Raw genomic sequence first — 14015 nt, forward strand, 5'->3', positions numbered from 1 at the left:
TCATTACCAAGCTCCCCACTCACCGCATTTTGGAGATTTCATATTAAAAGGCTCTATTGCACGAGCCGAATGATAACTCCAATAAAGTCCATTCTTGATTAAACGGCTATCAGTAGTTCTGCAATGATTAAATATTTGATACTGCTCACATTCCGTACACTTCGTCCATACTGAACGTGGAGTTCTTTCAACCCATTCGCCTCGGCTATTTTTATATGTAGATGTTTTATATATTCTTTCTACGTGAGTTGAACCGCATCGAATACAGATAGGCACCGCTATTGTTTTGTCATTTGTGTTCAATCTCGTATTTGGATCTTCAAGTTTGTATTGCAAGAAAAGCCCTAAGAGCCTTTGTAGTTCATCATTATAAAGTTCTCTATCAATAGGGTTTAAAAGGATGCCGCCATAACAATGGTTTGGATAAAACTCCTTGTCCTCTCCGATATTTATATTGACTTCACCTAAATAACTGTATTTCCCCCAAGACTGGGAGGTAACCCTAGTTGGTAAAGCATTAAAACAGGGGTGGATTAGAAAAACTGGATTTTTGTCATTTTCACTATAATTTTTATCATAGTATAAGTGCTTAATTACATTGATTAAGCCACCAAAGCGCTCAAATGTTCCTTTGTTATAAAATTTTGCATCCATAACAAAACGCTTATGTTTTGCCTCGGCATTGTTTATATCTTTTTCAGTAAACCAGATGAGATCCAATACAAAATCAGGTCTCTTCCCGTGATCTAATGTTTTTTCATAAGTAAGCTTAATAAAACGTTTAGCATCTTGATTGGTAAGCAAGAGTTCGATGTCGGTCTTGTTTGTTTTAACAGCTTCAATTAACAGGTACTTCCAATTGTCTTGCAGGGTAAATCTAAATGATTCTTTTAGTATTTTTATAATTTGAAGTAGGCACCAGCGCTCATAAAGCATCGGCATATTTACTAGCCCAATTGCATCAATCTCTTCGAGACTAAGTAACAGCTCTTCATCTGCTAAATTAGTAACGTCGCGAAGAGTTTTATAGCCGTTATGCACACCTTGATAATGCGGGTTTTGGACAAAAGTCATCGAGTTTGGAAAGTGTGATGAAGGTTTTATCTGTAGTTTTTTAAAAGCTTTAATCAGTTTGTCCAGCTGGCGTAGCTTGGGTGCTATTTTTTTATAAACATACTCAGACATAGTTTGATTTTGTTCATAAAAACTAATTCGATTACGTAGAGATGCCTTTTCTTTTTCTTGCTCTTCAATTTCTGAGTCTGTCAGTTTTTTTTGCCAGCCTTGCTCACTTAGTTTTTTGCCTAATAGCTTTTCCTTATCAAAAGCTAGGCGAGCGTCCAGCATCGACTCAGAACCAATTAACTTGATAGATTGAATCGAGTTTAAATTGAATATATTTAATCTTTCGGTGCTGTAAAGATGACTTTGGCAAGTAACTTGTAAGCTCATACCGTGCTGTAACACAGATAGTAGAGGTGCATAACTTTCATTATGTCTAAATGAGATAATTGAGTGTTTCCCATTCACATCTCCCCAGACACTTCCGTCCCACACTTTGATAAAAAAGCCATCTCTCTCTCTTGTTAAGCTTTCTATTCGAACAAAAAAGTCTTCAAATTGGCCATGTTCACTAAATTGAATACCGCTATTGTCGAGTTTATTTGCAAAAAGCTTTTGCCAATAGTCTATATGGCAACGCTCTGAAAGCTTTTTAAGATCATTAACGACAAGCTCTCTTTCCACTAGAACACTATCACTAAAATTATTATGCTGATTTTCTAGTTTAGTGACAGTGTCTTTATAACGCTCGGCTTTATTATTAGCTAATATAGTGACTTGCTTTACTATGCGGTAGCACCTTTCAAGGGCAAAAAGTACATAGCGGTTTTCAGCGACATTAAATGTTGATTCAGTTGCTCGGCTGGTAAGAAACCGTTGATTGGTTTTGCTCGCTAGCTCCATAAAGGTGCGATTAACGGGTTTAACTGCCTTCCTCGGCTTTAACGCCTGTACCTCTCGAAGTTCAGCTTTCGGTGTGATTAAAACTTTTTCAGCATGGGATACCAAATTATTGATGCTCTCAATAATTTTATCGTTTACTCCTATCGCATTAGATGTTTTGGCGTTAGCTTGAACAGCGCTACTTTCATCTAATATGAGCTCCCATAAATCATTTTTAAAAGAACTCAGATAAGATTCAAGTTGTTCTAGGGTAAAATCGGCACCAGCTATAGCAAGTATGCAGGCTTTACCTTGCAATGAAAATTTTATGCTTCCGGCGATATTTGGGGCAATACTCCGCCATATTTTGTTTTTTTGATCCCATTCATCTGCAACTATCCACCAAGTTCGCCCTGTATCAATATCTTTAATTGGAGTTAAATACTTAACACTGCCGTTAGGCATATCTATGTAGGGCTTGGCTATTTTGTTATTTAAAAAACGTATAGCAAGTTGGCCGCGATCTACACCTTTTGCGTTGGGGTAAATAGTGGTTTCACATTCAAATTGACTCTTAGCTTCATCATATTGAATCTGTAAACCACTGATAGACTCAGTAACTTTTGTAAGCGTATTTTTGTCATACCAGATTAGATCAAGATACTTTACTTCAAAATGTGGCTTCATAAATTACGACCAGAAATTCACTACACCATCGTTTGCTTTGGCGTCTCTAACAACGGTTTCTAATGCCTTAACTGCACAAAATACATCACTGTAGTTTTCATGATTTGGAAGTTGTAACTTAAGGCGCTCAGTTAGCACCCTCTCTATCAATTCCAGCTTAGTTTGATCACCAATACTTTTATTACCATCAAAGGTAAATTTAGGTAGTACCTTATGCAGTAAAAAGTTATTGATAGCTAGCTCGCTATCAGAATTAACATCTTTAAAGAGTGCTAAATAATTTAATCCCTGACGAATAGTGCGCATACCAAACTCAACGCCAATCTTGTGGAAGAATTCTCTATTTAGGTCAATAAAGAGTTCGCAGAACTCATTACTTCGTTCAAATTTTGGATAACTTTCACGAATACCTAATGCTTCTGCATCAAGTAATACAGGCTTGCTGACATCATCAAAACCATAGCCCTTGACCTCATCAAAAATGGAGTCCCAGTCAGATAAAAGTGGTGATTCAAATCGCATTATATGGGCACGGTCTAGAATCTTAGGAGACAAATAGTGTGTTGTTTCATCGATGTTGATGGCACCAACGATACGTACGTTTGCAGGCACTTTTATTGTCGAAGGTGTATTAATAACCCCTGCCAGCATTCGGCGTATATCGCCATGGTATTTTATTAATGAGTCTTTATCGCTAAAGCCAAAAGCACGCTTCATTTCAGCGTTGACGGCTTCATCTTGCATCAGCTTTACGAAGTCGACCAGCCCGTCTTGAGAGTACTTTTCTTTTGCTTCTGAAATGATGGCCACCACTGCTTTAAGTTCTGATAACACATGCGCAGATTCATCATCAGAATAAAGTTGGATCTCAGGTGTTTTTTCTCGATCTTCTAGCTTCGATAAAAAGTCTGCAAAATAGTACTCAACCCTTGCTAAATTCATCTCATCTAAACAGATAAAGTAAGGAATCTCAGGGTTTTGTTGTGCTTCAATTAGCGCTTCGAGAAATGGTGTTGCAAGGTATTTTTTCTCAAGTGGATTATAGTAACCAAGCAGATCTTCGGAACTGGTCCAGTTCGGCTTTACTGGAATAATTTTAGATACACCGCCAACGGCTTTGGCAAACGATTGCACCAAATTCGTTTTACCTGAGCCTGAGTCACCAGCAAGAATGATAAGATCGTTTGAGCGAATAAGTGTAAGGTAGTTCTCAATGACATGCCTCGGATACAGTATCCCTTGTTCTTTAAGAAAGGCCTGAATATAAGAAACAGTTAGCTTGTAGTCTCCCTTAAACACTTCATCAAAGCTGACCATTTCTGTAGTATCACGCTCTTTTACTGCATCAAAGATAAAGCTATCGAAATCATCTTCATCGATGAACTCAAAGTCCTTAAGAAAAACAGCTTTTTCAGCAATATAAGATTTTAGTTTTTCAATTTTTTTGGCCATTTCCAACTGTATCTCTTTGTATTGAACTTTAAGGGAGTTGAGTTCATTTTGACGTTGATTAAGCTCTGAGCTTAACTTCTGGGTATTAAGTTTAAGCGCGCTTTTTTCTTGTTGTAACTCAGATAATGCAACTTCGGTTTGTGCAAGAGCCTTGTTAACTTTTACTAACTCAAGCTCTGCAAGTTGCTTCTTGCTATTGTGTTCATTAATAATTTGATTGGTAGCTTGCTGCTGTTCAGCCTCTATGGATGCTATTAACTCATCTTTCTTACTTGTTATCTGATTTAGATCTTGTTGAAGTTTTTGTTCAGCTGCTGCCAATTCTTGCTGCAAATTTGCCATGTGAAAGTCATATATAGACTTAACGATATAGCTGCTCTCATCACCTTCGATTAACTGTGATTTATCAAAGTTAATCGGTAAAGCTTGAAGCACTTCTGCAGAACCAAATTTGACAGTTAATTCAAACGGGTTGTTATGCTTCTGGCGTTCTTTCAATGGAGAGAGTACTAACTCACACTTAACCCAAACTCTTAGCTTGGTATTTAAAAGAGCCTTTGCGTAGTCATATGGGACATAGATTCCGGACTCTATTCCATGTCTAAGTTTTAACGGATAATTTATGGTTTGATTGCCAGCTATTAATCTAACCTTGTGTAAATTAATAAACTTGTTAGTTTGAGGGTCAACGAGTTCCCCCCAAACTTCTATCTTGCCATTGGTGATGCCCCAGCTATCAAACAAACGTTGATAAATCTCTGCATCGGAAAGGTCTTTAACGACATCAAAACTATAGATAATGTCTGTGTTGCTCATTGATTATATAGCCTGTTCGACGATGGTGTAGGTAAGGTGAATATGAGGGTTTGTTGTAAGCTCTGCTGAGTAATATTGCCGCATTGCTGTTATTGTTAAGGGCATTCAATGGCACTTCAGCCAGCCATCAGCGTTATCACTTAATCAGAATAGAATGCTTACCGGGTTGAGGCTAACTTAATAAGCTAGCCTGAACTCACATAGAATCTTATTCAAATAACAGGTGGCTATAGTCTTTTGCTCTTTGCCCCTTTCCTTTAGGCTGAATAATGGCAGTCAATGATTCAGAGATTAGCATCGAGCTTCCATTTTTATCTACTCCGATTGACGCCATAGGGTTATAGGTGCTCAATGCGCTTTTCATTTCATCTAAAATCGAGTCATTATCGGCTAACTCTTCTTCGTTAAGTACCATTAAATTATTAAAGAACTTTAAATCTAAAAGTGTACCTTCAAGCCAATCTACAGAGCATTTGTAACCTAGCTGCCACACAATGGATGAAGACTCTGTGTACACTTCTAAGTGACTTGTATTTTTACCCACTAAGCATGAGCCGAGTAGTACGCCAACGATATTTCTTTCTTTGGCTTTAGCGCTGACTTTCCCTAGTAGAGTCGTTAAGTTCATGCCCCCTAAACGTAAACCTGAACCATGACATGCGATATAAACATAGTAGTTTGCGTAGTTAAGCTGAGTAAGTTCATCAAGCGCTAAATCAAAGCTTTTTGCTTCGTAAAAATTGGTATGGTAAAGGTCGAAATTGCCGTTAGTACGCTCTAGTCCCTGAAAGTATGGCAATACACTGACCACGTTTTGATCTATAGCGACTGAGCTTTCACGACGAAATAAATTCCACGGTCTTTCTAAAATGATTAATGCATTCTTGTTTTTCATTTTATTTCCCTATAATCATGCAAACACTAAACCTGCTTGTGTCACTATAAAACCGTGACACAAGTGTTGGCGAAATCTCATTCTACTTAGAGTGAGGTAGAGAACCAGATATAGCCATAAGCTCTGAAAATCTGACTTTGTTACTACCTATCGCTATGGGATATGCGACGCTTAATGCAGAGCAATTATAGCTTCACTCTACGTATATGAACGGTAGCACATTAGCCATTCTAGAAAATGGGGTGTAACTCAAAATCATGAAATTATAACAATAAAAACATCTAGATAGTAATATTAGTGCTCAATGAGCGCCTTTCCTATATTCAAATTAGGGCGATCAGTTCAACTCATAGTTAACGAAGCGATTCCATTCTTCAATTGCATCATTTGCTGCATTTCGGTGGGTTTAAACAGCATCATTTTGTTCTTCAATAAAATCGTTGATACAGCGTTTATAGCGTTGAACGCTATCATTGAAGTTATCAACTTCCCACTGTGAGTTAAATTCATAAGGCTTGTAGGGCTTGCTGCAATTTGGGCTTGGTGTATAAGTATCAGCCGCCGCAAATTGTGATGCAAAGAGCAAGGCGCTTAATGTTATGAGCTTAGATAATTTTAATTTTGAGGTCATGATTATGTTTGGGATTTAAGTTCAATATGATTAGTGTGTTCAACATAGCTGGATACATCCAGCCGTATGAATAACGGCTGGAGTGAATAAACTACTACACCGCCTGTTCGACGATGGCGTCGGTGAGATGGAGTTGGGTAGTTTGCGCGTCAGCTAAACGGGCTTTAAGTTGGTCGCAAAGCGCCATTAACTCATCAACTTTAGCAACGATGCGTTTTTGTTCCTTGAGTGGGGGGCAAGGAAAGGCATATAAACCGACGCTATTCGCGGATAAATTTGGTTGAGCAGAGCCATTATCAAATCTGAATATTTGAGAGCGGCCAAAGGCACTCGTTAGATATCTATATATGAAATCATTTAACCGAGTGTCGTAAGCACGAATTATCATTAAAGATGAGGCTATTGCGCCTTCAGAATAAGGTTTAACAAAAGCTGTTTTACCAAATGTTGCGCCACGTAAGCAATACACGAGATCATTTGGTAACACCTTACCGCTTCGAAGTGAGTCAAACTTCTCTTTGGTTATATAATTCATATTCTGAGTAGTAAGTGTTCCATTTGGTTCAATATGACCAGTATTTATCCATGGAATACCAGCCTCTACGTACTCACTTTTATTAGGATAATTCTTACCTCTATCTCCATTTAGGAACTCGGATAATAAACCGAACTTACACCACTCCCACCCTTGCGGCAGTTCAAACGGTTTTTCTTCATCGGTGATGGCGGGCAGTGGTTTTTGCTTTTTGATTTTCTTGTCAGCTATTAATTGCGCTTTTTCTGCGGCGATACGCTCTAGTAGCTTAGCGGCTGGTTCATCATTAGTATCCTGTGGTACCAGCTTGCCCATGACGGCGAGTTGCAGAATGGTTTGCTTTAGCGTGTCGATGCTGGCGCTGGTGGTGAATAACGTGTCGAAGTGCTCGGCAACACGTTGCCAGCTCTCTCTAAAGTGCCGCTCAGGGCTGTTATCAAAAGACGGCTCAGGGCTGTCTACCTGTTCAGGGCTGTTAGCATCAGCGGAAGGAAGCAGTAACGCCCCTAGCAAGGTTTCAACTAAGGTTTGGTGTGCAGTAATGCTAGCTTCTGTTTGTGCTTCTAGGGCATCACACAAACTCATCAGCTCATCGACTTTAGCAACGATGCGTTGTTGTTCTTCACACGGCGGTACAGGTACAATAACACTATTAGCTCTAACAATAGTTAGAGTATGTACAGTAGTACCCATACTATCTTTGTGAATATCCCTATTCCAAAGTGGAGATTTCATAAAAATATCTAAATATAAAGGGTACAACTTGGCAATATTTTTGAATATGAGAACACTTGCATCTTTAAAATAAAACTTATCATTAGGGGTTACTACATATGGCACGCCAATGGTACCGACACCAGTAATCATAATATCTTCTGGTTCTGGCGCTGTACCACTTTTTGATAGTTCTAAAAAAAGTTCATTTGAAATATGAAGATCGTTATCTACGGTACCATTAACAGATAACTTAATTATTTCCCTTGCCCGATAAAATGGTACACCTGAATCTTGCCAATCCTTTTTTTGAACCCGACTACTTGACCCGACGACACCTAAATCACCTAAATGTTGAAAGCCCCAACCCTTCGGCAGTTCAAACGGCTTTTCATCCTCACTAATTTCAGGCAAAGCTTTAGGCTTTTTAATCTTCTTGTCTTTCACTAATTGTGCTTTTTCAGCGGCAATACGTTCAAGCAACACCGATGCTGGCTCGTCACTCTCATCTTGTGGAACCAACTTACCGCGCACGGCAAGTTCTAAAATCAGCTCACGCAGCTTTTTGATGCCATGCAATGAAAACTTCTTCGATGAACCACGGCCTGATGCTGACTTCTGCTCGATGGCGCTGGTCCAGATATCTAGGTTTTCTGTGATTAATTGTTCTGCACTTAACTCAGAGCTTCGTTCTGGATTTAGTTCTGCAGCCTTATTAAATGCGTGCTCAGCCATTATTTAGCTTCTCCCGCTGAATCTTTTGGAGAAAGGGCGGCAGAAAGAATACCTTTTAGCTGATCACGCAAGGCTTGAATATCGGCTTGCTGCTTGGCGTAGTCTTGTAATAACGCTTGTGGATCGTGGCTGACCACATCACCTACATGCGGGTTTTTAATATCTAGATTGTAGTTGCGAGCGATGATGTCATCGATAGACACTTTCCATGCTTGCTCGTTTTCAACTCGTGATGCAAAACCGTCGGCTTCAACGCCCCACCAGCTCAATTCAGTTACAAACTCTTCAAACTTCATTGGCTTGGTTTTGTTGTAGTTTTTCACCCCTGCAGGATATGGGTGCTCATAGAACCAGACATCTTTGGTTGGCTGACCTTTAGTGAAGAATAGGATGTTAGTTTTAATGCCTGTGTAAGGGTTAAATACACCGTTAGGTAAACGCACGATAGTGTGTAGGTTGCATTCTTCAGTCAGCAGCTTTTTGATTTTGGTTTTAACGCCTTCACCAAATAGGGTGCCGTCTGGCAATACCACAGCTGCGCGTCCTTTCGTTGCTAGAACTTCAATGATTAGCTGTAAGAATAGATCCGCAGTTTCACGGGTTTGCATTTCGCTTGGGAAGTTCTTCTCAATACCGTCTTCTTCGGTGCCACCAAATGGTGGGTTAGTGATGATGACGTCAACTTGGTCATCCCAGCTTGATAATGGCTTATTAAGGGTGTTGCCGTGCTTAATCTGTACTGGCACTTCAATACCGTGCAGCATCATGTTAGTGGTACACAGTAGGTGTGGCAGCTGCTTTTTCTCTACACCAAAGATTTGTTGCTGTAGGGTTTTGTGGTCTTCGCCCGATTTCACGTAGTTAGTTTTAACGTGGTCAAAGGCACACGCTAAGAAGCCACCAGTACCGCAAGCTGGGTCCATAATAGACTCTCCAAGCTTAGGATCGGTTACCGCGACAATGAACTTAGTGATGGCGCGTGGGGTATAGAACTCGCCCGCATTACCTGCGCTTTGTAAGTCTTTTAAGATCTGCTCGTACAGGTCACCAAACAAGTGACGTTCTTTTGAGTCGGTAAAGTCGATTTCATTGAGCTTGTTGATCACTTGGCGTAGTAGAGTGCCGTTTTTCATGTAGTTGAAGGCATCTGAGAATGCTTCTTTGACTACATAGCCGCGCGGGTTTTTATCTATCGGCGCAGTGAGGTTTTTAAGCTGTGGAAATAGCTCATCGTTAACAAAGTCCAGTAACTCTTCACCTGTGATGCCTTGGTTGTCTGCAGCCCAGTTGCGCCATAGGAACTGTTCAGGGATCGGCTCACGGTAATCGTCTAGTTCAAGCTCTAACTCTTCCTCTTGGGCATCGAACACCTTAAGGAAAAGTAACCAAGACATTTGCCCTAGGCGCTGGGCATCGCCGTCAACACCGGCATCTTTACGCATAATATCTTGGATGGATTTAATCGCTGAACTGATAGACATAACAAAGCTACTTTTAATTGCTAAATATAATGCTGGGGAGTATAGCAATACCTGCACTGGTAATCAGTGAGTTAGTTATGATTATTTTGCTGTTCTAGCTGGTGGCGTTTTCGCTTTACTGGTCATGACGTACGTTAGATATGTAAAGCGTAAAGTTTTCAGCTTAGCGCTAATACAGGAGTGAAGGGTGATGACGGTATTGTTAGGTTTTCGGGTTATATAAAATGCGATGCTTTTAATATTTGGTTGTGATTAAATAGCCAGCAAAACAACTAATTAGCAAGGATGAAAGTTAGTGGTGACCCATGATTGTTGAATGCCCCCATTGCAGCGAAGATAATGAAATCGAATACGCTGAAAACATACGCTGTAAAAAATGTGAGAAAGACTACAAAGGTTATGAGTTTTCTAAGCGGAAAATCATAACAGGAACAGCGCTTGCCCTTTTAACCTATATTGGTGTTCATACTCTTCGAGATGAGGCCAAAGGCTACGGTGACCGATATCCTATCGCGGTGGAATACGCTCTGCTCGATAGCTGTATTAACGGCAGTAGCAATTCTATTTCTCAAAGCCGTTACCTTAGTAAGCGTGATGTTTGTCTATGTGCGCTGGAAGGGGCTCAAGAAGATTATCCCTACTCTGATTATAAAGATGACTCGAAAGGTTTTGTGCCGATTTTTCGTCGATACACTAAGAGTTGTAGATAGGTTATAGATAAAAAGCGGTAACCTTGAGGGACCGCTTTTGTTGAGCTTAACCAAGTAGGGTTTTATTTACCCTTTGGAATGTTACCGCGCCCGCCGCCAGACGGTTTACCCGTTGTGCTTGGGTAGTTGGGGTTATTACTTGGACGAGGTGCAGCTGGTGCTTTTGGGCTTGATTTTGGTGTTGATTTGCTCATGGTGATCTCCTTATTTACCTGACTTTTTGTTGGTTTCAGCCGCACGTTGGGCGCGAGCACCAAAACTGCCTTTATCTACCTTGCCGCCATTTTGCTTGGCTGTACCTGATTGAATGCGAGCAGCGGCTTCAGGTGTCATTGGAGTTTTATTTTTAGTCATGTTCAATTCCTTTTTCGGATTAATTTAATTAGTGTCTTCGCTAAGACAGGCACAGAATGACATAGTGGTTGGGGACTCATGGGGACAGAAGTAAAACAAAAACAAATAAAAGTGTTATTGCAAAAGCTAAACCTGAGTATCAATAACTTTGCAGGGTTAGTTTATGAAGCGCGTTATGATGATAATGATGAAGAGGCAGAGCAAAAGCTCGCCGAGAAAATAAAGAAGCAACTACAGCGGCAAACTACCAAAGAGGAAGTGCTTGACTCATACCTTGATATATTGGCAGATTTGCCTAGTTATCAGGCTCTAAATCTTGATAACGTCCGCAGTCAATATGTAAGTCATAGCTGCTTAAATGATGACGTTATGATGAGTCTCACAGAGCTGTCTAGTGAATTGGATAGCTAACTGTAAAAGCAAAGGGGCGCTAACACCCCTTTACGATTTCTATTAAGCTGATTGCTGGTGGAGCTGATAAATCTCAGCTTCTAACTCGCTAATTGCTTGATCGTACTCTTTTTTACCACCAAAGCCTTTTTTAACGATCTCGCTTAGGCTACCAATCTCGTTAAAGGGCTGCACTTTTAGCACTTGCATGCTTTCAATTTCTTGCACCCCAACGTCGGCGTATTTAACCAGTAGATTCTCTAGTACCGTTTGGGCGGTATCAGAATACTTGGTGAAGTAATTACGCTTTTTAACGCTATTGGCACGTTCTTTTCGGGTGAGCGGCGGTTGGTCGTACACCACATGACAGATCATGTCGAAGGGGTCCATCTCTTTGCCAACCTCCTCTTCAAGTGCGGCCCAGATAATCCCCTCTTGTGCGAGCTCATCGATGATGGCTTGTTTACGGTCAGAGTCATTCCAGCGCTTTACGAACTCATCGAGAGAGCTGAACTGCTTAGCCATGGTTTTTCGAGTGTAGTCTTTGAAAGACTCGGTAACTAACTTACCGTCGCTGTCGTAATACTGCACACGTTCTGCGACCTTACTGACGCTTACACCCGACACGCGGTATTTGGCTACTTTACGGGTTTCATCGTCTGTCCATTCGCCTTCACCAGTACCTTGCGCACCACCGGTTTCATTTCCACCAGTCTCGGGCGTATCAGGTTGGTTAGTACCATCGTCATCATTACCGTTATCGTCGGTTGAGCCCTCTTCTCCAGCGCCATCAATATCAATGTCAGGATCTTCAATCTCTTCTGGTTTCTTAATGATTACCTTTTCTGGAGTACCATCAAAGCGCTCATCGGCAAACAGTTCAGTGGCTTTTTTGAAATCTAAGATGGTGAACCACAGCTTGCCGTATCTATCGTCGATACGGGTGCCGCGACCAATGATCTGTTTAAACTTGGTCATTGATTGGATGTTTTGATCCAGTACCACCAGCTTACAGGTTTTAGCATCAACGCCCGTGGTCATTAGCTCTGAGGTAGTGGCAATGACAGGATAAGGCTTTTTCGGATTGATGAAGTTATCAAGCTGAGCTTTACCTAGCTCATCATCACCAGTGATTTTCATCACGTACTTATCGTTCTTCGCCATTTGCTCTGGATTGAGATTGGCGATAGCTCGGCGCATACGTTCAGCGTGGTCGATGTCATTACAAAAGACAATGGTCTTTGCCATTGGGTCGGTACGCTTTAGGTAGTTGGTTATCGTCTCGGCCACCAGCTGAGTGCGCTCATCAATCACCATGGTGCGGTCAAAGTCTTTTTGGTTATAGATACGATCTTCTATTACCTCGCCTTGATTATCGACTTGGCCTTTTGTTGGTCGCCAGCCTTGCAGATCAACATCAATATCAACGCGCACCACTTTATAGGGCGCTAAAAAGCCGTCTTCAATACCTTCTTTAAGGGAGTAGGTATAAGCCGGATCACCAAAGTAGTCTGAATTTGATACTTCATCGGTTTCTTTAGGGGTCGCCGTTAAGCCTACTTGAGCGGCACTTTTGAAATACTCTAAGATTTCACGCCATGCGCTGTCTTCTGAGGCGCTACCGCGATGGCACTCGTCGATGATGATTAAGTCAAAGAAGTCTGGATCTACTTGCTTAAAGGCTTTCTGAGCCTCTTCAGGGCCGGTTAAAGCTTGATATAGGGCTAGGTGTATCTCGTATGAAGGATCAACGGTTCTGCCCGTTATCTTTGTCATGGATTGGCCGAATGGCTGAAAGTCATTGATGCGGGTTTGATCGACTAAGATATTGCGGTCGGCGAGGAACAGAATGCGTTTTTTAGCGCGAGACTTCCATAAGCGCCAGATGATCTGAAACGCCGTGTAAGTTTTACCAGTGCCTGTTGCCATGACAAGCAATACACGGTCTTTACCTGATGATATTGCTTCTACGGTTTTGTTGATGGCTTGCAGTTGGTAATAACGAGGGTGCTTACCGCTACCATCGTCATAGTATTCTTGGTTGATAATGGGTAGCTGCTTTTCGGTGTAGCCTTTCCAAGCGCAATACTTAGCCCATAGCTCTTGTGGTGATGGAAAGTCTTCAAGACGGATTTCGGATTCTAGCTGGTTTGCTTCGTTAGTCCCGAGCTTTGTTTTGTCGTGAAAGATAAAGCCATCACCGTTAGAGGCAAAGATGAAAGGCACTTCAAGCAAGCGTGCGTAATCGAGCCCTTGCTGCATGCCTTTGCCTACTTCATGTTTGTTAGCTTTAGCCTCAATCACTGCAAGGGGCATGCTTGGTTTATGGTAAAGCACAATATCAGCAGACTTTACGGTTTTGCGTACACCTAGTTGGCCACGCACAATCACCTTACCGTCGCGTAGCTTCACCTCTTGGCGAATTTGCGTCATATCATTCCAGCCCGCGTCTTTAATCGCTGGCATGATGAATTTGGTGATGATATCGGTTTCAGTCAGTTTTGCTTTATTGATGCTCATAACCTAACAAGGTCCTTCTAGGAAAGATAACAAACAGTTACGGACAGCTTTGCCCATTTCGATTGTGTCATAAAGCCTTAAGGAAGCACAGGATTTAGCTCAAGGATTGATAATGTGGTTGGAGGTTTTGCATTGATTGCAACTGTTCTAT

Annotated in this window: 10 protein-coding genes; 2 read left to right on the forward strand and 8 right to left on the reverse strand. The window is 41.2% G+C overall.

Annotation, left to right across the window (positions count from 1 at the left end; all coding sequences use genetic code 11):
- Positions 1–3: 3 nt before the first annotated feature.
- The 5 genes from L2740_RS20235 to L2740_RS20255 form a co-directional block, all read right to left on the reverse strand.
- A complete protein-coding gene (locus tag L2740_RS20235; RefSeq protein ID WP_248951835.1) occupies positions 4–2631 on the reverse strand; it encodes a nuclease domain-containing protein in 2628 nt (875 codons plus the stop codon).
- Between the two features lie 3 nt (positions 2632–2634).
- Positions 2635–4899, reverse strand: coding sequence for an McrB family protein (locus L2740_RS20240; RefSeq protein WP_248951836.1), 2265 nt, complete (start codon positions 4897–4899; stop codon positions 2635–2637).
- 208 nt (positions 4900–5107) lie between these two features.
- The gene (locus L2740_RS20245; protein WP_248951837.1) at positions 5108–5794 is read right to left on the reverse strand and encodes a hypothetical protein; all 687 of its coding nucleotides are present in this window, start codon (positions 5792–5794) and stop codon (positions 5108–5110) included.
- Positions 5795–6519: 725 nt separating this feature from the next.
- Entirely contained in the window at positions 6520–8409 is a 1890-nt protein-coding gene (locus tag L2740_RS20250; protein ID WP_248951838.1) for a restriction endonuclease subunit S, read from the reverse strand.
- Positions 8409–9890 (reverse strand): N-6 DNA methylase, encoded by a 1482-nt coding sequence (locus tag L2740_RS20255; RefSeq protein ID WP_248951839.1) that lies wholly within the window; start codon positions 9888–9890, stop codon positions 8409–8411. The genes L2740_RS20250 and L2740_RS20255 overlap by 1 nt, the downstream gene beginning before the upstream one ends.
- 305 nt (positions 9891–10195) lie before the next feature.
- On the opposite strand from L2740_RS20255, the gene L2740_RS20260 reads away from it, so the two are divergent.
- Positions 10196–10600 carry a hypothetical protein gene (locus L2740_RS20260; protein WP_248951841.1) on the forward strand — a complete coding sequence of 135 codons (405 nt, stop codon included), beginning with the start codon at positions 10196–10198 and terminating at the stop codon, positions 10598–10600.
- 62 nt (positions 10601–10662) lie between these two features.
- Here L2740_RS20260 and L2740_RS21490 read toward each other — a convergent pair whose 3' ends face one another.
- Together L2740_RS21490 and L2740_RS20265 are read right to left on the reverse strand one after the other, a co-directional pair.
- Positions 10663–10794, reverse strand: a complete 132-nt coding sequence (locus tag L2740_RS21490; protein WP_275974422.1) for a hypothetical protein — start codon at positions 10792–10794, stop codon at positions 10663–10665.
- Between the two features lie 10 nt (positions 10795–10804).
- On the reverse strand, positions 10805–10954 hold the full coding sequence (locus L2740_RS20265; RefSeq protein WP_248951842.1) for a hypothetical protein: 150 nt from the start codon (positions 10952–10954) through the stop codon (positions 10805–10807).
- Between the two features lie 78 nt (positions 10955–11032).
- Here L2740_RS20265 and L2740_RS20270 point away from each other — a divergent pair, with 78 nt between their 5' ends.
- Positions 11033–11365 carry a hypothetical protein gene (locus L2740_RS20270; RefSeq protein WP_248951843.1) on the forward strand — a complete coding sequence of 111 codons (333 nt, stop codon included), beginning with the start codon at positions 11033–11035 and terminating at the stop codon, positions 11363–11365.
- A 42-nt stretch (positions 11366–11407) separates the two neighbouring features.
- Here L2740_RS20270 and hsdR read toward each other — a convergent pair whose 3' ends face one another.
- On the reverse strand, positions 11408–13864 hold the full coding sequence (gene hsdR, locus L2740_RS20275) for an EcoAI/FtnUII family type I restriction enzme subunit R (protein ID WP_248951844.1): 2457 nt from the start codon (positions 13862–13864) through the stop codon (positions 11408–11410).
- Positions 13865–14015 lie beyond the last annotated feature (151 nt).

It is taken from the genome of Shewanella pneumatophori (assembly GCF_023283895.1).
Classification (GTDB): Bacteria; Pseudomonadota; Gammaproteobacteria; order Enterobacterales; family Shewanellaceae; genus Shewanella; species Shewanella pneumatophori.